This is a genomic window from Paraburkholderia sp. BL25I1N1, assembly GCF_003002025.1.
GTDB lineage: Bacteria > Pseudomonadota > Gammaproteobacteria > Burkholderiales > Burkholderiaceae > Paraburkholderia.
Window position 1 is genome coordinate 257296 of sequence record NZ_PVZB01000011.1, and the last position, 25617, is coordinate 282912.

General features: G+C 64.1%; 17 protein-coding genes and 1 pseudogene. 14 read left to right on the forward strand and 4 right to left on the reverse strand.

What is annotated here, in order from left to right:
- Positions 1–9 precede the first annotated feature (9 nt).
- From B0G73_RS18505 to B0G73_RS18515, 3 genes are all read left to right on the forward strand, one after another.
- Positions 10–1398, forward strand: coding sequence for an MmgE/PrpD family protein (locus B0G73_RS18505; RefSeq protein ID WP_106282756.1), 1389 nt, complete (start codon positions 10–12; stop codon positions 1396–1398).
- Positions 1395–2207, forward strand: coding sequence for a CoA ester lyase (locus B0G73_RS18510; RefSeq protein WP_106282757.1), 813 nt, complete (start codon positions 1395–1397; stop codon positions 2205–2207). Before B0G73_RS18505 ends, B0G73_RS18510 begins: the two co-directional genes overlap by 4 nt.
- Before the next feature lie 245 nt (positions 2208–2452).
- Positions 2453–3832 (forward strand): MFS transporter, encoded by a 1380-nt coding sequence (locus B0G73_RS18515; protein ID WP_106282758.1) that lies wholly within the window; start codon positions 2453–2455, stop codon positions 3830–3832.
- 177 nt (positions 3833–4009) lie between these two features.
- Here B0G73_RS18515 and B0G73_RS18520 read toward each other — a convergent pair whose 3' ends face one another.
- On the reverse strand, positions 4010–4378 hold the full coding sequence (locus tag B0G73_RS18520; protein ID WP_106282759.1) for a response regulator: 369 nt from the start codon (positions 4376–4378) through the stop codon (positions 4010–4012).
- 273 nt (positions 4379–4651) lie between these two features.
- Here B0G73_RS18520 and B0G73_RS18525 point away from each other — a divergent pair, with 273 nt between their 5' ends.
- The 10 genes and pseudogenes from B0G73_RS18525 (at position 4652) to B0G73_RS18570 (ending at position 21382) form a co-directional block, all read left to right on the forward strand.
- Positions 4652–5539: a LysR family transcriptional regulator gene (locus B0G73_RS18525; RefSeq protein ID WP_106282760.1), complete on the forward strand. Its 888-nt coding sequence runs from the start codon at positions 4652–4654 to the stop codon at positions 5537–5539.
- 330 nt (positions 5540–5869) lie between these two features.
- Positions 5870–7369, forward strand: coding sequence for an aldehyde dehydrogenase family protein (locus B0G73_RS18530; protein ID WP_106282761.1), 1500 nt, complete (start codon positions 5870–5872; stop codon positions 7367–7369).
- Between the two features lie 127 nt (positions 7370–7496).
- The gene (locus tag B0G73_RS18535) at positions 7497–8669 is read left to right on the forward strand and encodes an FAD-binding oxidoreductase (protein ID WP_106282762.1); all 1173 of its coding nucleotides are present in this window, start codon (positions 7497–7499) and stop codon (positions 8667–8669) included.
- Between the two features lie 120 nt (positions 8670–8789).
- Positions 8790–9970, forward strand: a pseudogene (locus B0G73_RS18540) (PLP-dependent aminotransferase family protein).
- 456 nt (positions 9971–10426) lie between these two features.
- Entirely contained in the window at positions 10427–12217 is a 1791-nt protein-coding gene (locus B0G73_RS18545) for a DUF2138 domain-containing protein (RefSeq protein WP_106282763.1), read from the forward strand.
- 54 nt (positions 12218–12271) lie between these two features.
- Complete coding sequence (locus tag B0G73_RS18550) at positions 12272–13000, forward strand: DUF1175 domain-containing protein (RefSeq protein WP_374957015.1); 729 nt, start codon at positions 12272–12274, stop codon at positions 12998–13000.
- The gene (locus B0G73_RS18555; protein ID WP_106282764.1) at positions 12997–17802 is read left to right on the forward strand and encodes an alpha-2-macroglobulin; all 4806 of its coding nucleotides are present in this window, start codon (positions 12997–12999) and stop codon (positions 17800–17802) included. The genes B0G73_RS18550 and B0G73_RS18555 overlap by 4 nt, the downstream gene beginning before the upstream one ends.
- A 178-nt stretch (positions 17803–17980) precedes the next feature.
- The gene (locus B0G73_RS18560; protein WP_374957016.1) at positions 17981–19657 is read left to right on the forward strand and encodes a DUF2300 domain-containing protein; all 1677 of its coding nucleotides are present in this window, start codon (positions 17981–17983) and stop codon (positions 19655–19657) included.
- Between the two features lie 80 nt (positions 19658–19737).
- A complete protein-coding gene (locus tag B0G73_RS18565; protein ID WP_374957017.1) occupies positions 19738–20544 on the forward strand; it encodes a YfaP family protein in 807 nt (268 codons plus the stop codon).
- Between the two features lie 22 nt (positions 20545–20566).
- The gene (locus B0G73_RS18570) at positions 20567–21382 is read left to right on the forward strand and encodes a YfaP family protein (protein WP_106282766.1); all 816 of its coding nucleotides are present in this window, start codon (positions 20567–20569) and stop codon (positions 21380–21382) included.
- Positions 21383–21600: 218 nt separating this feature from the next.
- Here B0G73_RS18570 and B0G73_RS18575 read toward each other — a convergent pair whose 3' ends face one another.
- Complete coding sequence (locus tag B0G73_RS18575) at positions 21601–22077, reverse strand: PRC-barrel domain-containing protein (RefSeq protein WP_106282767.1); 477 nt, start codon at positions 22075–22077, stop codon at positions 21601–21603.
- Between the two features lie 397 nt (positions 22078–22474).
- Between B0G73_RS18575 and B0G73_RS18580 the strand changes: the two genes are divergently transcribed.
- Positions 22475–22855, forward strand: coding sequence for a hypothetical protein (locus tag B0G73_RS18580; protein WP_106282768.1), 381 nt, complete (start codon positions 22475–22477; stop codon positions 22853–22855).
- Between the two features lie 84 nt (positions 22856–22939).
- On the opposite strand, the gene rpoD is transcribed toward B0G73_RS18580, so the two are convergent.
- Both rpoD and B0G73_RS40925 read right to left on the reverse strand, forming a co-directional pair.
- Entirely contained in the window at positions 22940–24937 is a 1998-nt protein-coding gene (gene rpoD / locus B0G73_RS18585) for an RNA polymerase sigma factor RpoD (RefSeq protein ID WP_106282769.1), read from the reverse strand.
- 468 nt (positions 24938–25405) lie between these two features.
- Positions 25406–25617, reverse strand: a 212-nt coding sequence (locus tag B0G73_RS40925) for a hypothetical protein (protein ID WP_219907278.1), incomplete at its 5' end; no start/stop codon positions are given.

A 25617-nucleotide genomic window follows, 5' to 3' on the forward strand; every position in this document is an offset into this window, starting at 1 on the left:
GACCTCATCATGAACGACCATCCCAGTTTGACGCTTGCCACCTTTGCCGCTCAACTCGACTTCGACAGCATTCCACACGCCGTGGTGGAGCGCGCCGTCAACCTTTACGTCGACTGGCTCGGCTCGGCGCTGGCGGGCAAAGGCGCGCGGCCGGTCGAGACGATCGCCCGCTTCGCCCGCCAGGCCGGCGGCGCGTCGAACGACGGCGCATGCGAAGTGTTGATCGACCGCAGCCGCACGACGCCGTATTTCGCGGCGATGATCAACGGCGCGGCGTCGCACTTCGCCGAACAGGACGACGTGCACAACGGCTCGGTGTTTCATCCCGCGACGGTCGTGTTTCCGGTGGCGCTCGCGCTGGCGCAAGCGCATCGCAAGTCGGGGCGCGACTTGATCGTGGCAGCGGTCGCTGGCTATGAAGTCGGCATCCGCATCGGCGAGTTTCTTGGGCGCTCGCACTACAAGGTGTTTCACACCACGGGTACGGCGGGAACGGTCGCGGCGGCGGCGACAGCGGGACGATTGCTCGGTTTGTCGCCGGCGCAAATGCTCGACGCGTTCGGCTCGGCGGGTACGCAGGCAAGCGGCCTGTGGGAGTTTCTGCGCGATGCCGCCGACTCGAAACAACTGCATACGGCCATGGCGGCGGCCAACGGACTGATGGCCGCGCAACTTGCCGCGGACGGCTTCAAGGGCGCGACGCACATTCTCGAAGGCGCGCAAGGCATGGCGGCGGGCATGTCGAGCGATGCTGACCCGGCGCGTCTCGTCGACCGCCTGGGCAGCCGCTGGGCGACGGCGGAGACGTCGTTCAAGTATCACGCGGCCTGCCGTCACACGCATCCCGCCGCCGACGCGTTGCTCGCCGTCGTACAGGAACACCGTCTCGCGCCGCGCGATATCGCGAAGGTCGTGACGCACGTCCATCAAGGCGCGCTCGACGTGCTCGGCGCGGTCGTCACGCCGCGCACCGTTCATCAGGCAAAGTTCAACATGGGAACGGTGCTGGGGCTCGTCGCGCATCACGGCTATGCGGGCGTGACCGAATTCGAGCAGGCTTTCGGCGCGGATGCGATCGCCGCCTTCCGCGACAAGGTCGAGATGGCTTTCGACGCCGAAGTCGACGCCGCTTATCCCGCGCGCTGGATCGGCAAGGTAACGGTCACGACCACCGACGGCCGCACCTTCAAAGGCCGCGTCGACGAACCGAAAGGCGACCCGGGCAATACGCTGTCGCGCGATGAAATCGCCACCAAGCTGCATCGGCTGGCGGCATTTTCGGGCGCGGCCTCCGAAGGCGAGGCCGCGCGATTGCTCGGCGATGCGTGGCAAATCGCGAAACGAACGCAGGTCGGATCCGTCTTTGAAGCCGAGTCCGACGCGACGGTGGCCGCATGAGCGGCGCACTGCCGCGCTCTTATCTGTTCGTGCCGGGCAACCGCCCTGAGCGCTTCGAGAAAGCGCATGCGGCCGGCGCGGACGCGGTGATTCTCGATCTCGAAGATGCCGTGCAGCCCGATGAAAAACCGGCGGCGCGCGCGGCGGTGTTAGCCGCTGTATCGGGCGAAGCATCACGGCGCGCATGGGTCCGCATCAACGGCTCGGACACGCCTTGGTTCAACGAGGATGTCGGCGCGCTGTCCGGACAGCCGGGTATCGCCGGGATCGTGTTGCCGAAAGCAGAGATGCGCGACCAGATTGAAGCCGTGCTGGCGACGGCGCATGCCACATTGAGCGTGTTGCCGATTGTTGAAACGGCGCGTGGGTTTGCGAGCCTCGCGGTGTTGTGCGCCGCGCCGCGCGTGCAACGCATTGCGTTCGGCACGCTGGATTTTCAGATCGATCTGGGTATCGACGGCGACGGCGAGGAACTGCATCTGTTCCGCTCGCAGATCGTGCTGGCCTCGCGGCTTGCCGGCATCGGCGCGCCGGTGGATGGCGTATCGACCACCATCACCGATACCGAGGCCATCGAAGCCGATGCGCGGCGCGGCCGGCGCTTCGGTTTCGGCGGAAAGCTGTGCATTCATCCGAAGCAGATCGATGCGGTGCATCGCGCGTACGCATGGAGCGACGCGGACAAGGCATGGGCGCAACGCGTACTCGCCGCAGTGGAAACGAGCCAGGGCGCGGCGGTAGCGGTGGACGGCAAGATGGTCGATATGCCGGTGATCCTGAAGGCGCGGAGGATCCTCGCGGGCGCGTAGGGTGCGGCAAGCGCATCGCCGACGCGAAGCCGCGAGCCGTCCATTAACCGCGACAAAACATCGGCTTCCAATAATGCCAATTCCCTGAAGACGCGGCGTGACGCAATCTTGACGTCACGCGGGGGGACGCATCCGCGCCGCGTGACTCAACACCATGCAAAGAGCCGTCGTCATAAAAAGACAGCCATGCATCACTGTTTTGCGCGCGCGGTCCAACCGCGCGCGGACCCATCAGGAGACACAATTTGGCAACCGTCAATTCCGGCGCGCGGCTCGATCGCCTGCCCATCAGCCGTTTTCACTGGAACATTCTCGGCCTGATCGGCGCAGGCGCCTTCCTCGACGCATTCGATATCTATCTCGCTAACGGCGCGTTAGCCGCGATGGTCAAAAGCGGCTTCACCGATTTGCGGCTCGGCTCGTTTTTCATCTCCGCGACCTTCATGGGCATGATGATCGGCGCGGGTCTGTCCGGTTATCTCGGCGACCGCTTCGGCCGGCGTTATTCGTATCAGGCGAATCTCGCGATCTTCGGTCTCGCGTCGATCGCCGCGTGCTTCGCGCCGAATATCTACTGGCTGATCCTGCTGCGTTTCATCATGGGCGTGGGGCTTGGGGCAGAACTGGTGGTGGCGGCCGGAACGTTGTGCGAATTCGTGCCGCCGGCCACGCGCGGACGCTGGACTTCGCTGCTCGCGTTGATCATCAATTCCGGCCTCCTTGGCGCGACGGCGATCGGCTATTGGGTGATTCCGCATCTCGGCTGGCGCTATATGTTTGCGATTGCCGGGATCGGTGCGCTCGTCGTGTGGTTTCTGCGGCATCGCATGCCGGAATCGCCGCGCTGGCTGGAAACGGTCGGACGGCTCGACGAAGCCGAGGCAACGGTGTCGGCGATCGAGCGGCAGGTCGAAGCGCGGGTCGGCAAGTTGCCGCCGGTGTCCCGCGTGATGAGCCACGAGGTGCCGGCCGCGCCGTTCTCTGCGCTGTTCGCGCGCGGCATGATCGGCCGCACGCTGGTGGCGGCGCTTACCTGCATGGCGATCAACATGTCGCTGTATGGATTTGTCGCGTGGTTGCCGACGTTCTTCGTCAAGGAAGGGCTGACGATCGTGCAATCGTTGGGATTCGTGCTGCTGATGTCGTTCGGCGCACCGGCCGGCGCGGTGGTCGGGTATCTGGTCACGGACCGGATCGGCCGGCGTAACGGCATCGTGCTGTTCTCGCTCGTGACAATCGCGCTCGGGTTCGTGTACGTGCAGATGCGGGCGCCGGCGGCGATTTCCATCGTGGGGTTCGCACTGGTGACGGCGATCTATACGGTATGCACGCTCGGATTGTTCGGCTATATCCCGGAACTGTTTCCGACCGCGCATCGGTTGCGGGGGACGGGCGTCGCCGGTACATGCGGACGCGCCGCTTCCATGTCGACGCCTTATGTGGCGCTGTTGTTGTACACGCACTTCGGTGTGACCGGCGTGCTGACGATGGTCGGCGGCGTTCTGCTGTTGCTGAGCGTGGCGATCCTTGCGCTGCGGATCGAAACGAGTCAGCAGACGCCAGAAGACATCTCGCCCGATGCTGAGCTCACGCCGAGCGGAGAGTGGTTCGAAAAGTCGGTGTAACCGATCGAGCGCATGAGGCGGTCCGTCGATTCGATCTTTCAGACGCGAGCGCGTTTCAAAGTAACCGTACCTCGACGCCGCACCGCTGCGCTCGCGAACTCACCGCGTGCCCCGCTTTTGTGCGCGACGCGCGCGAGCGAGTGCATCGACGGCGCTCGCCAGCGGGCCGCGAAGTGCTCAGCAGGCCGCGGGCATCGCCGCATCGCTTTCGCATTCGGCCAGCAACGAGAGCAGCTTGTCCAGCGCGAATGGTTTCCTCAGAAAGCCTTTGACGGGGAAGGCGGGCGCTTCGCCGCTGCCGCTCGTCAGAATCACGGGTACGGAAGCCAGTTCACTGCGGGCCTGCATCGATTCGATCAGTTCGGCGCCGTCCATGTTGGGCATGCGCCAGTCGCACACCACCGCGCTGACGCGCGTGCGTTGCAGTCGTTCAAAAGCTTCGGCGCCGTCCGCCGCCGTGGCGACCGTGTAACCACGGCCGACCAGCACGGCGCGTAGCGCGGACAATGCCTCGGGTTGGTCGTCGACCAGTAATACGCGACTCATGATGCTTATGCCTGAAATGTTCGGTTGGACCGGGCCGGGGGTGTCCGTGGCGCCAGCCGTGACAGGGAGGCGGCCTGAACTGCCATATGTTCTTGCCCTGTCGAGCCGCAACATTAAGCAAGTGCCGTGCCTGGCTATATGAAGGAAAGCGATGTGCGAAGTTGCGGGCGAAACCGGCGGCTCAGCGGAGACCGTCCGGCACTTTCTTCACGCCCGGTTAAGATTGGCCTTTGTCTTGCGAGCGCCCAGCAGCGCTTCAACCAGGCCGTCATCATGCATTTCGATTTCGTGGACTTGCGTCTGCTCATCAATATCGCCGACACGCAAAATCTGGCGCGCGCCGCGGAGCGTTCGCATCTGTCGGCGCCGGCGGCGAGCAACCGGGTCAAGAATCTCGAGGAACAACTGGGTTTCAAGCTGCTTTATCGCACCAGCCAGGGCGTGACGCTTACGCCCGCGGGCGAAGCCTTCGTGCATCACGCGCGGCTCGTGCTCGAACGGGTCGAGCATCTGGCCGGCGACATGCAGGAGTACGGCGAAGGCATCAAGGGACACGTACGCATCTGGGCCAATACCACGGCAATCAGCGAGTTCATGCCGGCCGTGCTGAGCCATTTCTTGCGCGATCATCCTGACGTCAACATCGACCTGCGCGAAGTGTTGAGCGGTGAAATCGTCAAGGGTGTGGCGGATAGCGCGACGGATATCGGCATCGTCGCGGGCAACGTGCACGCGGAGCATCTGGAAATGCTGCCGTATCGCGACGACCGGCTCGTGCTGGTCACGTCGCGCGATCATCCAATGGCGCGTCTGGCGTCGGTGGACTTTGCGCAAGTGCTCACGGCCAATTTCGTGAGCTTGCCGACCTCTAGCGCGATCCACGCGTTCATCACGAGTGCCGCCGATGCGCTCGGCGCGCGGCTGAAACTGCGCATCCAGGTCGGCAACTTCGAAGCCGCTTGCCGGATGATCGAAGCGGGCGTGGGCATCGGCATCGTGCCGGAATCGGTCGCGCTGCGGCACAGGAAGACGATGCAGATCGCCACGGTCGGACTGAACGATCCTTGGGCCGAGCGCAAGCTCAAGATCTGCGTGCGCAGCCTCAAGGACCTGCCGCCGTTCGCGCGTGTGCTGGTCGACCGGCTGATGGCGGGCGTTTAAGGCCGATAGTTGCCGGCGTTCAGTCGCGCGCCATGGATCCGTAACGATCAAGCTGCCGGGCCAGATGTCGTTCCGGGTGCCCTTTCTGGTGGCGCCATGTATTTCCAATAAGAAACTAATGGGCCAGGGCCAATGTGCGGGCGTGAGTTGATGCCTCGGTCCGCTAAAACGCGAAACAATTGATTCGGCGGACCGACTTGCATAGACACAGCAAGACTTTGCGGCCTTTGCCCCGGCCCGCTCCGGGCAAATACCCTTGCCGCCATAAAAGCCCGCGTGTATAGTTTCCGAACTTACTCTTGTTTCGCATCGGAAATTAAAGGGATTTTCATGGACGCTTCCACCATCCTCGCCGACCTCGGCATCGCCCACGCGGCGCAAGCCGGCGACATCGCGGTTCATTCGCCTATCACCGGCGAACTCATCGGCCGTGTGGCCAGCAACACGGTGACGGAAGTCGACACGGCCCTTGCCCAGGCGAAAGAGGCGTACACCGCCTGGCGTAACGTGCCGGCGCCGCGGCGCGGCGAACTGGTGCGTCTGCTCGGCAACCGTCTGCGTGAAAAGAAGCAGGCGCTCGGCAGCATCATCACGCTCGAGACCGGCAAGATTCTTCAGGAAGGCTTGGGCGAAGTGCAGGAAATGATCGACATCTGCGATTTCGCGGTCGGTCTGTCGCGCCAGCTGTACGGCCTGACGATCGCCTCGGAGCGTCCGGGGCATCGCATGGCGGAGACGTGGCATCCCATGGGCACCTGCGTCGTGATCTCGGCGTTCAATTTTCCGGCTGCGGTGTGGTCGTGGAATGCGGCACTCGCGCTGGTCTGCGGCAATGCGGTGATCTGGAAGCCGTCGGAAAAGACGCCGCTCACCGCGCTCGCCGTCAATCAGATTCTCAGCGAAGCGCGGCAAGAGTTCGGCGATGCGCCGGCCGGCCTCACCGCCTTGATCAACGGCGGCCGCGACGTGGGCGCGAAGCTCGTGGCCGATCCGCGCGCGTCGATTGTCAGCGCGACGGGCAGCACGGAAATGGGCCGCACGGTCGGCGTGGAAGTGGCGAAGCGCTTCGGCCGCTCGCTGCTCGAACTCGGCGGCAACAATGCGGGCATCGTCACGCAAACGGCAGATCACGAACTCGCCATGCGCGGCATTCTGTTTTCGGCGGTGGGCACGGCGGGTCAGCGTTGCACGTCGTTGCGCCGTTTGTTCGTGCACGAGAGCGTGTATGACAAAACCATCGAGCGTTTGAAGCAGTTGTACAGCAAGGTGCCGATCGGCAATCCGCTCCAAAAGGGCACGCTGATGGGTCCGCTGATCGACAAGCAATCGTATGGCCGCATGCAGGAAGCACTGCAGCAGGCCACGGCCGAAGGTGGCAAGGTGTTCGGCGGCGAGCGCGTCGACGTGAAGGGCTATGAAAACGGCTATTACGTGCGTCCGGCTATCGTTGAAATGCCGTCGCAAACGTCGGTGGTATTGAAGGAGACCTTCGCGCCGATTCTCTACGTGTTGCGCTACAGCGATTTCGCCGACGCAGTCGAGGCGAACAACGCGGCGGTGCACGGCCTGTCGTCGTGCGTATTCACTACCGATCTTCGCGAAGCGGAACGCTTCCTGTCCGACTCGGGCAGCGACTGCGGCATCGCGAACGTCAACATCGGACCGAGCGGCGCGGAAATCGGCGGCGCGTTCGGTGGCGAGAAGGAAACCGGCGGCGGCCGCGAGTCGGGTTCGGATGCGTGGAAGGCCTATATGCGCCGCGCCACCAATACGGTCAACTACTCGTCGGCGTTGCCGCTCGCGCAGGGTATCGACTTCAATATCGGCTGATACCGCTCGCTTGACCGGTGCAAAGCAACGGCGCATTCCTGCGCCGTTGCTAATTGACAGAACCTCTTCAGCAATCCGTTTGCGCCGCCGGCGTTTGCGAGCGGCCACGCTACTCGTGGAGTAAGACGTGAGTTCCAAAGTCGTGATCGTCGGCGGTGGGGTGATCGGCAGCTCGATTGCGTATTTCTTGCGACTGTCCGATCCGACAGTCGGCGTGACTGTGATCGAACGCGATCCGACTTATGCGCGCTCGTCGTCGGCGTTATCGGCGGCGTCGATCCGTCAGCAATTCTCCACACCGCTTTCCATTCAGATGTCGCTATACGGCATCGAGTTTTTGCGCTCGATCGGCGAACGGCTCGAGGTCGATGGCGCGAAGCCGTCGATCGATCTGCACGAAGGCGGTTATCTGTTTCTCGCAACACCGGCCGGCGAGACCACGCTGCGCGAGAATCACGCGCTGCAAACGAGTCTTGGCGCCGACATCAGCCTGCTCGACCAGCACGCATTGCAAGCGCGCTTTCCCTGGCTCAACACAGAAGACCTCGTGGCCGGCGCATACGGTGAAAGCGGCGAGGGCTGGTTCGACGGCTATGGACTCGTGCAGGCGCTACGCAAGAAGGCGCAGTCGCTCGGCGCGCGCTACATCGCCGCCGATGTCACCGCCATTCACCGCGACGGCAAACGCGTCACGCAAGTGCAGACCGCGAGCGGCGAGACCTACGCTTGCGACGTAATGGTCAATGCAGCCGGCGCATGGTCGCGCAAAGTCGCGCAGATGGTCGGCATCGACATTCCGGTCTACGCGCGGCGCCGCAGTATTTTCAACGTTAGCTCGCCGGGGCAGCTCGAACGGTGTCCGTTGCTGATCGATCCGAGCGGCGTATACTTCCGTCCCGAAGGAAAATCGTTTATCTGCGGCACGTCGCCGTCGGCGGATAACGACCCCGACGATCTGCCGCTCGACGAAGTCGATCACGCACTCTTCGACGACGTGATCTGGCCGACGCTCGCGCATCGCGTGCCGCAATTCGAAGCGCTGCGCGTGCAGAATTGCTGGTCCGGCTACTACGAATACAACGTGCTCGATCAGAACGCGATCATCGGCTATCACCCCGATGTCGATAACTGCATTTTCGCCAACGGTTTTAGCGGTCACGGTTTGCAGCAAGGTCCGGCCACGGGGCGCGGCATCAGCGAACTGATTCTGCACGGCCGCTATACGACGCTCGATCTGGGCTCGCTGAGCTTCACGCGTGTGCTGGAAAACCGGCCCATCGTGGAGAAGAACGTGGTGTAGCCGCGTGCATCGGGGTGATGCGGAAAACGCAATACGTAGTGCGTAGATAGCGTTTGCCGCCCGCCTCGGCAATGGTCACAATCGGCGACGATCTTTCTTCCTGAGAAGCGGCCCGTCACCATGTTCACGTTCAATCCCGCATTCGAAGCGCCGACCGGTTCGCCGATCCGCGAACTGTTCAAGTATCTGGCGCAACCCGGCATGATCTCGTTTGCCGGCGGCTATCCGGCGAGCGACCTGTTCGATCGTGACGGGCTCGATGCCGCTGCGTCGCGCGCTTCGCAACACACCACGCTCTGCCTGCAATACGGCCCGACCGACGGCCTGCCTGTCCTCAAAGAACAACTCGCGCACCTGACGGCGCGCCGCGGCGTGTCTTGCACGCCGCAGGACGTGCTGGTGACGACCGGCTCGCAGCAAGGCTTCGATCTGCTGCTGCGCGTGATGGTCGCGCCCGGCGATGTGGTGCTGGTCGAGCAGCCCGCTTATCCCGCGACCTTGCAGGCGCTCAAGCTGCAAGAGGCCGACGTGATCAGAACGGCCTCGATATCGGTGCGCTCGCCGCGCTGCTCGACTCGGGCACGCTGCGCCGGCCGCCGAAGCTGTTGTACACGGTGCCCACGTTCGCGAATCCCACTGGAGCGACCTTGTCGCTCGAACGCCGCACGGCGTTGCTGAAGCTGGCGGCGCGTCACCGCTTTCTGATCGTCGAAGACGATCCCTACGGCGATCTGCGCTTCACTGGCGCGGCGTTGCCTTCGCTGCTCGCCCTGAGCGAACAGGTGCCGGGGTCGCGCGATTGGGTCGTGCATTTCTCGAGTCTCTCGAAGATCGTCGCGCCGGGCTTGCGCGTGGGCTGGATGCTCGCGCACGCGGAGATTCTGCGACGCTGCGTGGTCGCCAAGCAGACCGTCGATCTGTGCAGCTCGCCGTGGACCCAGGCGATCGCCGCGGAGTATCTCGCGAGCGGTGCGCTGGAGCAGCATTTGCCGCGGATCGTCGACGCCTACGCTGTGAAATGCCGCACGCTCTGCGATGCGCTCGACGCGCAACTGGCGGAGCAGCTCGCATTTCATCGTCCTGCTGGCGGCATGTTCGTATGGGCGCGATTGAAGGCCGGTCAGAATGCGTCCGATTATCTGCGCGCCTGTATCGAGCGCAATGTGATGTTTGTGCCGGGTGTCGCGTTCTATAAAGATAATATCGATTCGTCGGCACTACGTTTGTCGTTTGCCGCGCCCGGTGTGTCGGATATCGAAACGGGCGTGCGGAGAATGAAGCAGACGCTTGAGCATTTTTGACGGCGGCTAAGGTGGTGCTCGCGTCAAAGCAGTAATCGCGATGCCTGAAATAACCCGGCGCACATTGCGTGCAGCCGGGTTTTTTTACGCGCACGCTAAATCAAGCGGATTTAGCATAATAGCTCCGGACGAGTAATGCCATGCAAGCCGACGGGCGTCGTACCCAAGCGTCGAGGCCACGCCCCGCGTGTTCCGGCCTATAGGCGCGGCACTGGCTCGCGCCATTTAAACGAATCGAATCGCCGCATCCAATGGAAGCGTTTCCTATTCCCTTAATCAGGCATGTGTCCGATTTTTGTCAAACTCCTCAAGCAAAGTCCCACTGTTAAATAGGAAGCGTCGTTGGTTTTCGGTTAAAAATATCGGTTATCATCGCTGCCTTCGGAGATTGATCCCGCTGGCATAATCCACCGGGCATCCGCGTTAATACCGTCGCATCGAACCAGAAGAAATCAGATGAAGATGTCGCGCAAAAAGATTGCAATCCTGGTAGCCGGTCTTCTGGTCGTGGCCGGCGTGATCATTCAGGCGGTGTGGCGTCCTTTTGGTCATCGCAAAGTCGCCGAGAACAGCGAAGTCGTCCTCGATATTCATCACCCTGACGCGGTAATCGACAGCGAAGCGCTGTCGCGTTTGCCGCGCGACATCCTGCGCGTGCCGCTGCTGCACGACGTGCTGACGCAAGACTTCGTCGACTATTACGAATCGAGCAATACGCGCCTGTCGGCCGAAGGCGCGCTGCGGCGTCTCGCGTTCGAACATCAACTCGACTGGCGCGACGAATTGATCCGCCGCGTCTTCGACGAACCGGCGCACGTGCTGCTGTGGCGCTCGCCCGACGGCCGCCTCGGCTACTGGGCGATGTCGATGCATCGCAACGGCCTCGCCAAGCTGCTGCAAGGCGTGGGCAACGTCGCCACGAGCGACGCGCAACTGAGCCAGGTGGCCAAGCTTTCCGGCGACGTGCCGGTCTACGCATTGAAGCTGGCGGTCGGCCGCACGCTGCTGTTCGCCACTAAAGACGATCGGCTGGTGGTGCTGTCCACGCCCGGCGTACTGCTCGACGGCAAGGGCGGCTTGCTGACCGAGCGGGCCGACGCCGTGTCCGAGATGCTGTCGTCAGGCCGCGACGATGCCGCGCATGCGTATCGGCTCGATGTGTCCGGCGACGCGCCGAAGGGCCATCGGCTGGTGGTGTCGGCGAATTACCTGTCGTTCGGTTATCAGGCGTTCTTCTCCGGTATCGACGCGCTGCGTTTCGACTTCTCCCCGAACGGCAACGGCAACGCCGCGGCGAACTGGCAGACCTCGGCGCTGATCGATCCGGGCAAGTTGCCGCAGCAGTGGAACGGCGCCGACCTGTGGCGCGCGTTGCCGGCCAATGCGGCGGCCTGCACGAGCTTGCCGGCGGACTGGAAAGAGGCCTCGGGTCTGTTGGGCAAAGTGGCCGGCGGCGGCGCGGACAACGCAGCTGCGATCGGCGATCAGCTCACCGGCCCCGCAGCGGTGTGCTGGTATGCAAAGTCCACGCTGGTCGCGCCGGTGTTCGTCGCGCGCGTGAAGCAGCAGGACGCGGCCGGCATCGCCGCATTGAAGACTGCGCTCGGCAAGACTTTCGGCGATGTGATCGGCGCTTATGAAGCGAAGGCCGCCAAAGCCGACGGCGCCGACTCGGGCTATCGCCGCTTGCCGGTCACCACGCGCGATCAGGGCGCGGACGTCACCGTGTGGCAGCGTCCGGTGAGCGCGCGGTCGGGCACGGCGGTGAGCAGCAAGGCGTCGTTCGCGTCGCAGTTGTCCGCGGAACGTTATTTCCCGGTCACGCTCGCACTCGCACACGGCTATCTGATTTTCTCGCCGGACGGCCGCCTCGTCGACGACACGCTCGCGGTGCTCGACAAGCGCTACCCGGCGCTCGCCGATACGCTCGCGCCGCAACGTCTGCCACGCACGATTCTGACGCTCGCGCCGTCGTCGGCAGCCGCGCTGATCGAACGCGAGGCCGGCGCGGCCTTGCCGGCGGATCAGGAAGCGGTGTTCCGCAATGCGTCGCGCACGCATCTCATGCCGAAGCTGCACGCGCTCGCTCACTACCCGCCAGTTTCGTTGACGCTGCCGCAGAATCTGCCGGGCTCGACGGGCTGGGTGCCGGTGGAGTGGTGGTTCGACCGCGCGAAAGCAGATGCGGGTTCGAATACGAGCGCGGCGGATACGTCTGCGGATCAGCCCGGCACCGAGGGCGACTGAGTGCGCCGCCTTCGCGTATCCGACGCGGTAGTGGCGGCGCACGCGCCTGAGCGCGTGGCGCGGCGCGTGGCCATTGCGCAGCCTGCGCATGCCGCCCTCACATCGCGCCGAGCGTGGCTCGCGAGCACGGCTGCCGCGTTCGCCATCGCGACATTCGCGCCCTACGCGCACGCGCTCACCAGCACCACCGCATCCGCCGACCCCGACGCACTCTCACCACAGCAATCCGCGGCATTTCGCGCGTGGTTCGCGCGCATCGTCGATCAGCAGATGCGGCGCGGACCGACGCCGCGCTGGACCCAACGCGATTGCGCGGGCCTCGTGCGCTTCGCGGTCGGCGAGACGCTCCGTCCGCACGACACCCGATGGCTGCGCGCCAACGGCATGACCGGTCTCGCGGATACGAGCAGCATGCCGCCCGAACTGCAATTGTCGGCGTCGCAGCGCACGATCGCCAACCGCTGGACCGAACTCGACGGTTCCACCGGCGCGTACGCATCGGCGATCGCGCTGATTCAACGCAACAGCCGTTTTGTTTCGAAGGACGTGAACCAGGCGCTGCCCGGTGATCTCCTGTTCTTCGACCAGGGCGACGACCAGCATCTGATGATCTGGCTGGATCGCTACATCGCTTATCACACAGGCACCGTCACGCCGACCGATACCGGTCTGCGCGCCGTCGCCGTTTCCGACCTGATGCAATGGAAAGATTCCCGCTGGCAGCCGCTCGACGGCAATCCGAATTTCGTCGGCGTGTTTCGTTTGGACTTTCTGACACCATGACCCGAATGATTTCCGTCACACGATCGAGCGGTTGGTTGGGCAGGGCGCACCGTCGCGCAGCATGCACGTTCGCGGCGCTGCTGCCAGTCTTGTTCGCGGTGATGACGCTCGCCGTCGCACCAGCCGCCTATGCGGACGACGACGCGGCGAGCGCCGCTGTCGCCGCCGATGCCAACATCGCCGGCAATCCGACGCTGCAGACGGCGCCCACTAGCAACTTCAGCTCGCAGAAAGTGGACGGTCAACCGTTCTTCCTGCTTTCGGACGCGAGCTTCGGCAGCGATCAACTGGCGCAGGTGCGGCTCGAAGCGCCGGGCCGCGATTTCAAGGACGCGTTGCAGGCTTATGGCGGCGCGGACATCGTCGTGTATCGCGTGCCCAGGCCGCTGGACTTTCTGAAGGCGCAAAAGAATCTGCATCGGCTGAATGTCGCACCGAATTATCAGGGCGAAGGGCTCGCGAATACGCTCGCGTATCTGTGGGACCGCTGGTTCACCGAAGCGCGCCGCGCGTGGCAGCGCGTGTTGTCCTTCGCGACTCGCAGCAAGGCGACTGAAGCCGCGCCGCAGTTCAAGCTCGGCGAGCAGACCGGCAAGCCGACGCAGTTCGAGCCGAACTCGCAATTCGCGCCGCTCAAAGGCTACGACATGGTCGCGCGTTTTCGCTATCCGATCTGGGACGCGAAAGTGATCGAGCCGCCCAAGGGCGTGAATCTCGCGGGCAGCAGCAGTAACTTTATCGAAGCCAGCTCAGGCAACGTGATGATTCCGGTCGGCAAGCTGCCGCCGGGGCTGTATATCGTCGAGGCGGTGATCGGCAACTATCGCGCGCATACGCTGCTGTTCGTGTCGGACACGGTGGCGGTCGTGAAGGCGGCGTCGAGCGGCATGCTGGTATGGACCACGCGGCGCGATAACGGCAAGCCGGTGGCGAATACGGAAGTGAACTGGACCGACGGCGTGGGCGTTCTGCAAAGCGGCACGACTGGCGGCGACGGCGCGCTGGTGCTGCAACACGTGAGCCCCGAGCACAGCTATGTGCTCGGCGCCGATCCGCAGGGCGGCGTGTTCGTCTCCGAGAATTTCTATTACGACAGCGAGATCTACAACACGAAGATCTACGCAGTGACCGACCGGCCGATGTACCGGCCGGGCGATCCGGTGCATGTGAAGTTTATCGGCCGCACGTTCCAGAACGCGACGCAATCGTCGGCGCCGGCCGAGGCCGATATCAAGCTCGACGTGCTCGATCCGAACGGCGCGCCGGTCGCGACCAGCAAAGTGCATTTCGCCTCCGACACCGGTGCGGATACTGCGTTTACCTTGCCCGCCGATGCCACCGCCGGCGGCTACACGCTGCGCTTCGATTACAACGGCGACGTGTATGGCAGCGCGTTTCGCGTCGCCGAATATGTGAAGCCGCACTTCGACGTGAACCTGTCGATGGATAAAGCCGACTACGCGACCGGCGAGGCGCTGAAGGGCAAGATCCAGTTGCGCTATCCGGACGGCAAGCCGGTGCGTGACAGCAAGATTTCGGTCACGTTGCGCGCGCAGAAAGTGACGATCGTCGACGGTGAATTGCGTTATGCGGGGCTGTTTCCGGTCAAGCTCGAACAGCAGGAACTGAAGACGGATAGCGACGGCAACGCGAGCCTCACGCTGCCTGCCGCGAAGGAACCGAGCCGCTACGCGTTGACGCTGTTCGCGCAGGACGGCGCGGCGTACAAGGTGCGCGTGACGCGCGAAGTGCTGATCGCGCGCGGCGCGACGCCGTATCGGTTGACCACGGCCAAGTCGTTCTCGCAACCGAAGGAAGCGGTCAGCTTCGATTTACAGGCGCTCGGCGCGATCGATCCGGCTTCGCATGCGCCATCGAAATACGAATGGACGCGCCTCGAATCGCAAACGCATGGCGAAGGCGCGCTGAAGGGCGCGAGCGCGGGCGGCAAGCTGTCGTTCCCGGTGCAGTTCGATGAGCCGGGTTCGTACATGTTGTCGGTCAAGGACGACTTGGGCAACCTGCTCGCCGCCACCAGCCACTGGGTCGCGGGCGACGGCCTCAAGGCGATTCCGGGCAGCGTCGAGATCGTGTTCGATCGCGACAAGTACAAGATCGGCGATACCGCTGAAGCGTTGATCACGTTCCCGATGCCGGTCGACGACGCGCTGCTCACACTCGAACGGGATAACGTCGAACGTCGCGCGTTGCTTACGGCGGGCGGCGACTGGTTGCAGTTGCAACGCGTGGCGCCGTCGCAATGGAAAGCGCGCATCAAGGTCGGCGCTGACTTCGCGCCGAACATGACGTTCTCGGTGCTGTACGTGCACGCCGGCGAATACGTGTTCCAGAACGCGGGCATCGTGGTCGCGCAGCCGCAGATCGAACTGAACGTGAAGAGCGACAAGCCGGTGTACGGGCCGGGCGACACGGTCACGCTGAATTTCGACAGCACGTTGAACGGCAAGCCGGAAGCGGCGAACCTGACGGTGAGCGTGGTCGATGAAATGGTCTACGTGCTGCAGCCGGAAATCGCGCCGAATATCGTCGACTTCTTCTATCACCCGCGCCGCAATAACGTGCGGACTTCGTCGAGCCTGTCGTTCATCACCTACGACCTCGCGCGCTCGCCGCTGAAGGGCGCGCCCGGCGGACCGCAGCGCGCCAACTACAACGAGCGCGGCGTGAAGGTGCTCGAACGGCCGCGTCGCGACGATCAGGACACGGCCGCGTGGGAAGGCAACCTCAAGACCGACGCGAGCGGCCATGCCACCATGACGTTCAAGATGCCGGATTCGCTGGCGCGCTGGCGCATTACGGTGCGCGCGGCGGCGCCGGATGGCATGGTCGGTCAGCGCACTGCTTACGTGCGCTCGGACAAGGCGCTGTATCTGAAGTGGAGCGGCCCGTCGCACTTCCGCGTGAACGATCAGCCTGCCATCGACATGATCGCCTTCAATCAGACCGACGCGGAAATGGACGCGCAGTGGGTGGTGGACGGCGGCGGGTTGTCGCTCAATCAGAAGGTCACGCTCAAGCGCGGCGCGAACTATCTGCGTTTGCCGAGCGGCGCGCTGAAGGACGGCGTGATCAACGCGTCGCTGCGCAGCGCGGGTAAAGACGTCGATCGTCTGCAGACGGCGATTCATCTCGATGCGAGCGGCTGGCTCGATCTGCATCAGAACACGGTGGCGCTCGACGGCTCGAACAAGCCGCTCAATCTGCCGCAAGATGCGCAGGACGTCAGTGTGCGTTTCATCGGCAGCGCGCAGAGCCAGTTCATGCGCGTCGCCGACGATCTGATCAACTACCCGTACGGTTGCGCCGAGCAAACGTCGAGCCGTCTGATTCCGCTGGCGCTCGCGCACGATGCGATCGGCCATGGCGACAATGCGAGCTCGACGCAAGGACTCGAAGCGCTATTGCGTAATCAGCGGCAGCGGTTGGCCATGCTCGCGGGCGTCGGCGGCACGTTCGGCTGGTGGGGCGATACGACCGGCGGCAGCGCGCTTATTACGGCCTACGCGTATTACGCGGACTGGCTCGCGAGCCGCAGCCTCGGCATCAGCCTGCCCGCGGACAACTGGCAGCACGCCATGGACGTCTATCGCGACGCCGGCGCGAAAGAACCGCTGTTGCATCGCGCGCTGGCTTTGTGGCTGATGCAGCAGATGGGCCTGCCGGTCGCAACGCCGGTGTCGGGCGTGGCCGCGGATCTGACGAGCGATGCGGCCGCCACCGCTAAAGTGCCCGCGCGTAGCGGCACGTACGGCGCGTCGGACAGCATCGTGTTCGCGCAGGCCGATTCACCGCGCGGCAAGCAGATGGCGACGCTGCTGATCGCGAGCATGGCGCGCAGCACGAGCGCGCAGTTGCCGGATGGCTTCGACGCCGCGGCAAGCGCCGCGCGCCTCACGCTCGTGAACGATCCCGCGCCGTTGGTGCAAAGCCTCATCGCAATGACGGGCGACGGCGGAGCGAGCGCCGATGCCCCGACATTGCTGGCAAAAAGCAGCGCCGACTATCCGACGCTCGATCGCGCCTTGACGCTGCTGTGGCTGCGCAAGTCGCTCGGCGCGGACCCGACCACCGCGTCGTTGCCGTCGCTGCAAGGCACGGGCTGGACCCGCGCCACGACGCCGACCGGCACGCCGCTTTACAAGTGGACCGGCGCGGCGCAGCCGACCACGCTCGACGCCGGCGCCGCGCGCACCGACGTCAACGCGCTTGTCTCGTTCCGCAGCCACACGAGCGAGGACAGCCGCTTGAACATCACCGTCGAGCGGCGTTTCTACAAGCTCGAACCGGTCGAAGTCGCGGTCGATCCGAAGAAAAAGGACGCCGCCGGCGAGAGTCAGTTGGGCCGCTCCGCATTTACCGCGCGTGTGGTGAAGCAGGGCGACGCGATCGATAGCAATGCGCTCTATGTCGACGAAGTCACGCTCACGCCGCGCTCGGGGAACGCCTACCACTACGGCCTGCTCGACGTGCCGCTGCCGCCGGGCGGCGATGTCGAGGCGACGAGCTGGGGCGTGTCGATCGACGGCCTGCCGGGCGCGAAGGACGGCGCCAGCGGTCCGCAGCCGTTCCAGCGCGTGGCGTCGTACGAGATGGGCGAGCTGGCGTATCACCAGCCCGTGCCCTTGCTCGACCGACCGGTCACACTGCGGCAACTGGTGCGCTTCGCATTGCCGGGCACGTTCGCGTTGCCGCCCGCGCGCTACTTCCGCATGTATCAGCCGGACGCGAAGGCGTTCGAAGGCGGCAAGAGCGATCGCGTGACGACGTTGCGCATTCAATAAGCGAGACAAGACCGCCATGTTGCACGCGCTTCGGCCTCTACGCGATCGTCTGGCAGCCAGGCTGCGGATCGCGCTCGCCGTGGGCGTGGGACTCGGTTGCGCTGGACAGGGCGTGTCGGCGGATGCCGTGGCTTCGTCTTCAGTCGCATTGGCGAACGCAACGGATGCCGCTACCGGGATGAGCACCGCAACCTCCGCTGGAATGTCAGCGCGATCTTCATCGCAGATGCTGCGCTTCGCGTGGTTGCGCGACGGCCAGAGCAGGCTTTGGCAAGCCGACGGCAACGGCGCCGCGCTCGGCTTCTCGCCGCAGGCCGCGGGTGTCTTGCCCGCGACGCTAAAGACGCCGCTCGGCAGCGTCTGGAAGCTATTCGTCTACGGCTACGTGGTGGACCGCAATATCGCCACGCCGGATTACGCCTGCCACGGCGGCGATCCCGAAGAAGTGTATTGCTGCATGACGGGCGGTCATATCGACCGTGAGCATGCGCTGGTGCAGTCGTGCGGACTTTTTTTCGAGCCCGCGCGCCTGCAGCTCGATTCCGCCGACTGGCGCAAGTACTGGACAGCCGCTCACGCGCCGGCCTGGCTGCGCGATCTGCGCGCCATGACGCCCACGCGGCGCGTGCCGGTGGCCGAACTGCTCGCCGCTTTGCAGGCGATGCCCGCCCGGCCGCGCGAAGCGGCCGCGAGCACGCTGGTGTCGGTGCTGACCAGCGGACGCGGTGAAGGCACGGTGTCGCTTTACGGCAGCGTATTGCGCGCCAAGACCTGGACGATGCCGGATCCGGCGCGTCCGGGCGCTTCGATCGGCGGCGCCGCCGGCTGGCTCGCGGATGGCACGCCGGTGTGGCTCGGCGGTCCGGGCGGCAGCGCGCGCGTGCTGGCGGCCGCCCCGCCGCGCATTGCGCCGCTGCTTACGCAAGTCACCGTGCCGGACGACGGCGCTTGCGTGCTGGTCGATTTCTTCAGCCGCTATCCGATTCGCGAAGTGCTCGGCGACAAGGGACCGGCCGCCGCGCCCGAGGGTCCGTTGCGCGGCGATTTCCGCGTCGGCTTCGTCAACGGCAATTGGGCGCGGGTGACGAGCCGCGGCGAGTTGCGGCTCGATCGCGATGCGGCCGGTGTGCCGCAAGTGGTCGGCCGCTTCGGCATGAACGACTATGTGGCGCGCGTGGTCGAGCGTGAAGGCGACACGAGCCAGGTGGAAGCGGCGAAGGCGCTGGCGGTCGCGGCGCGCACTTACGTCGTGCAGCAGGGCAGCCACGACCACGGCTGTTTCCGTATCGACGACAGCAGCAAGACGCAGCGCGTTCTGCCGCGCGCGCCGACAGCCGCCGCGCGCCGTGCCGCTGATTTCACCGACGCGCTCGTGCTGACCGGCGTGCCCGTTCAGTACCACCACGACAAGGCCGCGCCGGAACAGATGAACTGGCTGGCGGCGAAGGCGTCGGCGCAGGCCGGCCTGACGTTCGACGCCATTCTCGCGCGCACCTGGCCGCAAGCGACGCTGACTTCGTTTCAGAGTCCGCTGTCGGGCGATTGCGTGGAAGTGGCCGGCGCGCAGGCATGGCTGCAGCGCAACGCGCCGATATGGGCGCGGCGCATGGACGGCGCGGCGGGCTACGAAACGCCCGATCTGCCCGCGGTGTGCGCCGTGCGCGAAGGTCGGCCGTATGCGGATGCGCAGCGCAATCGCGTGTACGTGTATCGGCTGCAGACTGAAGAGGACCGTATCGCGTTGGCGCATGAATATATTCACCTCGCGTTTCAGCATCATCCGCGTGGGCTCGACGAGACGTTTGTCGAACGCACCGCGCGCACGCTGATTCGCACCGACAATCCGATCCAATGAATACCGTCTCGCGCTCGCCGATATCCTTGTTGCGTTGGCCGTTTGCACGGCGTGATTTCCGTGGTCGCGCCGTCGTGACGTTGGCCGCGGCCGTGGCTGCGCTTGCGCTCTGCACGAGTGCGCCGAACGCCGAAGCCGCTGACGCGGACGGCGCGATTGCCGACCTGAGCGGCGCGTTCGGCGGCTGGCGTCACAGCGGACTGACCAACGAGGGCGAGCATTTCGTCGCGGCCTACCCCCGACCGCCGGTCGATCGCGGCGCGCAGCGCTATCGCACGCTGATCGAAGGGCGCCTGAAGCACATCGACAAACACGCGCGTAAGCCGCCGACGCTCGTCGTCAACGGCAACCCCACGCCGCTTTATACCGACGAGGAAGGCGCGTTTGCGCGGCCGTGGGCGTTCGGCGCGGGCTCGAACAGCATCGAGCTGATTTCCGCCGATGGCAAACAGCATCAGCGCATGCAATTCTACGAAGCCGACCGCAGCAAGCCGCAAGCGAAACTGCGTGCGCTGGTCACGTGGGACGATCCGCACGCGCAGGTCGATCTGCATGTGATCACGCCGGGCGGCCTGCATGCCTTCTTCGCCAACCCGACACTCGAAGACGGCAGCGGCTTCGATGTCGATTCGGTGGACGGCGCGGGGCCGGGCATTTTTTCGTCGGCGGCGCCCGAGCGTGGCACGTGGCTGTTCTTTCTGAATTACTGGGGCAATTTCGATTCGACCGGCTATAACTTCGACGCCGCCGCGCACGACCGCGACGTGATTACGGCGACGTTGACGCTGGTGTTCAACGAAAACACGCCGAACGAACGGCGTGAAACGATGGTCGTGCCGCTGCGCAAGATCGGCGACCTGATGCTCGTGAAGAGCGAGCGACTCTGACAGCGGGATGGGAGCAGTGACGATGAAGGTCGAGACGACGGGTTGGATGAAGGCGAGCCGCGCCGGGCTCGCAATGGCCTGTTCGGCGGGTTTGGCCTGCTTGCTGGCAGCGTCGGCGGCGCACGCGAGCGATATCGATTTCGCCGCGCCGTTGAACGGCTGGCGCAACACGAGCGGCGACAGCGAACGCTATACGCAGGACGTGCATTACCCCGCGGTGGCGGTGTCAACACCGGAAGGGCAGTCCAGGTCCGCGCTGATCGAAGGGCAGATCCGCAGCACGCCGAAGAAGAAGGGCACCTCGGTGGGGACGCTGGTGGTCGATGGCACGCCGCTGCCGCAGCGCGTGGAAGAGGACGGCAAATTTTCGCGTCCCTATGCGTTTCCCGCTGGCAGCAACAGTGTCGAACTGCGCGCGCCGGACGGCAGTCGCAAGCGCGTGCAGTTCTACGACGCCTACAGCGGCAAGACCCAGCCGAAGCTGCGCGTGCTGCTTGCGTGGGACACCGACGGCACCGATCTGGATTTGCACGTCGTCTCGCCCGACGGCGCGCACACCTGGTACGGCGAGCGCGTCGCGCCGAACGGCGGCGCGCTCGACGTCGACGTGACGACGGGATACGGGCCGGAGATTTATTCGTCCGCGGCGCCGTTGAAGGGTACGTATCTGGTCTATGTGAATTACTACGGCAGCGGCAACAGCGGCGCCGATATGACCGTCGCGCAAGTGACCATCATCACGAATGAGAATACGCCGAACGAAAAGAGCGAAACGATCCGCGTGCCCATGCGCAAGGCCGGTGAATTGACGCTCGTGAAAACGTTTGTATTGCCGTAAAGCAGGAAACACTCGTCGGTCTGCAGCAAGCCGTTAGGCCCGCGACTCATTCGGAGCGCGGCGGTGAAAGCCAACGCGTTCAATGAGTTGGGTGAGTCATGCGCAGGTTGTCCACAGGCTTCTGAACAGTTTCTGTGGACAAATGCCGTGGACAAGTTCGCGCGCTATCCTGCCTTTGAAAAGCCGGCTTGCGCAGATCGACTCTACCCGTGTGGCGATCAGAGGTCGGTGTCCAATCGACGCTCTTCCACTCCATCGCGCATGACCGACCAATACGGCTGACGGTTGTAGTAGTCGTGCACGGCCGTGCCCCATTGCATGTCCGCCATGGAAGGCCAGTGATCCTTATCGAAACCCGGTGCGTTCTTGATCCGATCGGCGCTCGCATCGATCACGAAGCATTTGTCGTCCGTGTCGAGCGTGAGCGCGCTCCACGGAATCGCGTGAAGCGTGTCGCCGATACCCAGAAAGCCGCCGGTGGACAACACCGCGTAAGCGATCCGGCCGCCGCGCACGTCGAGCATGATGTCGGAGATCTTGCCGACATGTTCGCCGTCCGACGACATCACCTTGTTGCCGTCGAGCGTGGCTGCCGCCATGACGTCCGGTCCGGGACCGTCACCGTCGCCGACTCCAACGATAGTTGCCCCTTGCGTATCGGCGGATGCCGGCACTTGGGGATCGAGCGTAGTCATGATGTGCTCCTCGTAAAAAGTGTACGTGGGGAGCACGCAACGACTATGCCTGTTAGCCGGGGAGTGGTTGGCGCGGGAGCGCTTAGCGGGTGGTTGCTGCTGCTGGCCGGGTGATGGGTTTTTGCGCGCGCGTGGCTGTACGACGGGGCATGTGGGCAATCGATAGTTGTGGGCGGCGTTACCGGAAAAAGGGGCGCGGACTGGAGCTGGTTTTTTCGGCGGCTCCGCGCGAGTTCGACCACCCGATCGGCAACGCGTGGCGCGGCGATCGAGCAGGTAGCCCTTAGCCTTTCTTACCGGTGCTCAAGTTTCCGCGAATCGAGGTCGATAGGAGTTTTAACCGGCTGTGCGTGGGACGCCGGCCGACGCAGCAGAAATAAAATCAGCGGAGGTTGCTATGCAAATCGACAGTGCGTTGTCGTCGACACTGCCGGGGCCGGATCGCACGACGACCAAAGGGCCGTCCGCAGCAGACGACGCTGTCGTACAGACATCGACCGTGGATACGCCCACGCAGGACGACGCCGTCCATATCTCCGCGGAAGGCGCGGCAACGGCGGCTCAGGATAACAATACGGGTCAGGGTGACGCAGTCAGCGATTCCGCAAGTGAGGACACGCCGGCATCCGGCGTCTCAGCGGTCAAATCGTTTGCGTACGGCACGCTCGGACTCGAGCGTCCGGATCAGCCTCAGGAAGCGCACAACGCGTTCTATACGGCCGGACGTTGGCTGGCAGCCGGAATCACGATCGGCGGGATCATTTCGCTGCTTGCGTGAAAGCGCGCGGGAAAAAGAAAGCGCTTGCCGTGCGTGACGCACGGCAAGCGCTATTGACGGCTTACCGGTTGATTTAGCGGTGGCTTAGCGGTCGAGGAACGACTTCAGGCGGTCGGCGCGGCTCGGGTGCATCAGCTTGCGCATGGCCTTGCTCTCGATCTGACGAATCCGCTCACGCGTGACGTCGAACTGCTTGCCGACTTCTTCGAGCGTGTGGTCCGACTTCGTGTTGATGCCGTAGCGCATACGCAGCACCTTCGCTTCGCGCGGCGACAGCGAGTCGAGCGCGTCGTCGATGGCGGCGCGCAAGTCGGCTTGCATCGCGGCGTCGGCCGGCGAGGACGCTGCCGAATCTTCGATCATGTCGCCGAGCGTGGCGTCGCCGTCGTCGCCGACCGGCGTTTCCATCGACACCGGCTGCTTGGCGATCTTCAGAATCCCGCGCACCTTCTCTTCAGAGAGTTCCATGCGTTCCGCGAGCACCGACGGATGCGCTTCCTGACCGGTCTGCTGCAGGATTTCGCGCGAAATGCGGTTCAGCTTGTTGATCGTTTCGATCATGTGCACCGGCACGCGGATCGTGCGAGCCTGGTCGGCGAGCGAACGCGTCACAGCCTGGCGAACCCACCACGTTGCGTACGTGGAGAACTTCCAGCCGCGACGGTATTCGAACTTGTCCACCGCCTTCATCAGGCCGATGTTGCCTTCCTGGATCAGATCGAGGAACAGCATGCCGCGGTTCACGTACTTCTTCGCGATCGAAATCACGAGACGCAGATTCGCCTCGATCATCTCGCTCTTCGCCTTGCGCATCTTCGATTCGGCCGCGACCATCTGGCGGTTGATCTCTTTCAGATGCTTCAGCGGCAGCGAAACCGTTGCTTCGATTTCGATCAGCTTTTGCTGTTCGGACTGAATTGCCGGCAAATGGCGCTCCAGCGCCGCGCCGTACGACGACGCGCCGCGCGCCGCACGTTCCGTCCAGCCGAGGTCGGCTTCATGGCCGGCGAACGACTCGATGAACTTCTCGCGCGGCATGCCGCTCTTCGAAACGACGATTTGCAGAATGTTGCGCTCGATCGCGCGAACTTGTGCGACCTGTTGCTGCACGTCGCCGCACAGGCGGTCGATGGTGCGTGCCGTGAAGCGGATCTTCGCGAGGTGCTGCTGGATCTCTTCGCGTGCGCGCTGGTACGCCTTCGAGGTGACGTCGCCGCGCGTGTGCGATGCGTTCATCTGGTCGGACAGCATGCCGACTTGCGCGAAGATTTCGAGGCAGTCGCTCGTGAGTTGCTTCAGGCGCGCTTCGTCCGCTGCCGAGGAGTCGGCGGGGCCGACGTCGTCGTCACTGTCTTCATCGTCGTCGCTATCCGTGTCCGTGTCGACGTCGGCGGATGCGTCCGCGCTGGTGCTATCTTCTTCGGCGGCGAGGGTGTCCTCATTCAGACCGTCGACCAGTTCGTCGATGCGCAGTTCGCCGTCGGCAACCTGCTGGGCGCTCGCCAGGATGGCCGAGATCGCGAGCGGGCAAGCGGCGATTGCCTGCACCATTTCGTGCAGGCCGTCTTCGATGCGCTTCGCAATCGCGATTTCGCCGGCGCGCGTCAGCAGTTCGGTCGCGCCCATCTCGCGCATGTACATACGCACCGGGTCGGTCGTGCGGCCGAATTCGGAATCGACGGTGGACAGGGCGACTTCGGTCTCCTCGTCCGCCTGATCGTCCGACACGACGGCCGGGGCGTTCGAGTTGAGCAGCAGCGTTTCCGCGTCCGGCGCCTGTTCGTAGACCTGCACGCCCATGTCGTTGAACGCGCTGACAATGCTGTCGATGGCGGCCGTCTGCGCGAAGTTGTCGGGCAGGTGGTCGTTGATCTGCGCGTGGGTCAGGTAGCCTTGCTCCTTGCCCAACTGGATCAGTGCGCGCATCTGGCGCTGACGTTCTTCGGCTTGCTGCGGCGGCAACTCGGCCGCCACGGGGATCGCTTTACCGGCGCCCTTGCCCTTGGCCGTGCGGCCCGAGGGCGCTTTGGCGGTGTAGGCGGCGGTTTCGTGTTGCGAATCTTCGCGATCAAAAGGGTTCACGTATTCTCCTCTAGAGGCTTCGCTATGAGACGCAAGACGCGACCGTCAGGCGTTTCGAGCATGGCTCAACATCACCTGAGTGACTCAACGCGGTTGTTTGGCTGTGCTCTGGGGAGCAAAAAAGATGAGCCCGCTCGAAGCGGGCCGATAGAAATGTGCGAAATTCGCGCGGCTCGCATTATATCCGAGCTTAGGACTTTGCGCTCATCGTGTGCACATCTTTTCATCATGCGCGTTTGTCGCAGGTTCGTCCTTTGGCCGCCGGTCGGGCTTGGAGCGGTTGCTGGGCCGATGCATCTAGGTGCGTGCACATTCGCTGTTTTCAAGCTCCTCACTATAGAGGAGTTCGGTTGTCCTCACACGACGGGATCACGAATGCACCGCTCCCCCTATATATAGGGATAGCGTGTTCTAGCGTCGATCAGCGCCTGGTCAAAAGAAAATTCACAAAAGGGGGTTGACGACGTGTCAGTCGTTCTCCATAATCTCGTTTCTCTGCTGCTGATGCAGCGACGCAGAACGAAGCGGTGCCGGGCGGTTGTGATGTTGACGACTGGCGGTGCGGGTTCGGTGGTGAATGCGTACTCGATCTTTAAAAATTAACAGCCGATAAGTGTGGGCGCTTGATGCGCGACGCGCCGGCGGGCCCTTCGGGATCTGCCGGAACAAGCGAAAGTATC